The sequence below is a fragment of the Roseburia sp. 1XD42-69 genome (assembly GCF_003612565.1).
Lineage (GTDB): Bacteria > Bacillota > Clostridia > Lachnospirales > Lachnospiraceae > Roseburia_B.
On sequence record NZ_RAZG01000251.1, the window covers coordinates 1 to 694 of the forward strand.

A 694-nucleotide genomic window follows, 5' to 3' on the forward strand; every position below is an offset into this window, starting at 1 on the left:
TCCATCGGAAGGGAAGTAAATCCCCCCAGCTTCTTTACCCCCATATGTGCTTCCAAAGCACGCATCTCCACGACAGTCGCTGACTTGGGATTTATCTCGTTGATATGTATGGTCTTTTCAAATTCATTCCCATTCTCATCAACACCCTTTGCAATGATTGTCGGATCATCCTCTGTTGAATCTTCCGCATACTTAAGATAATAAGACAGCCCTGTACCGTTCCCTCCTGTCCACAACATATCTTCATCTGTAAAAATATTATAGACTTTTGGAGTATCTGCCACATTGTTTACCTGCTCCGCAAAACTCCTTTTTACCGCATTCTGCTGTGCCTTTCTTGTTCCCTGCCATGCCTGATATCCTGCTGTCCCTATTCCATTTACATTCATTTTTTCAAATCCTCCGCTATTGTCATTTATTCAATACTGTGGCTGGGAGTGATATGTTTCCACCCCCCAGCTACGCTGTGCCAGTCTGAATATGTAAAACATCACTGTTCTACAGAAAACATAGCTTTCTGGATATTTTTCTGCCAATATGAGCTGTCAAAGTAATTCCCGCTTTTAGGCAGGTTCCTGAACATATTCATGATCATGTCATAAGTCATGGATGACGTATCTATGAACAGTTCCTTTCCGTCCTTTGATTTAATCGCTGTACCGTTTGTTCCCACATAGGCAGTTGTATTGTCATC

At 42.1% G+C, this 694-nt stretch carries 1 protein-coding gene and 1 pseudogene; both read right to left on the minus strand.

What is annotated here, in order from left to right:
* On the minus strand, positions 1-389 hold a 389-nt coding region (locus D7Y06_RS25410; RefSeq protein ID WP_120410228.1), incomplete at its 3' end, for a hypothetical protein.
* Between the two features lie 101 nt (positions 390-490).
* Positions 491-694 (minus strand): annotated as a pseudogene (locus D7Y06_RS25415) (hypothetical protein); the annotation flags it as partial.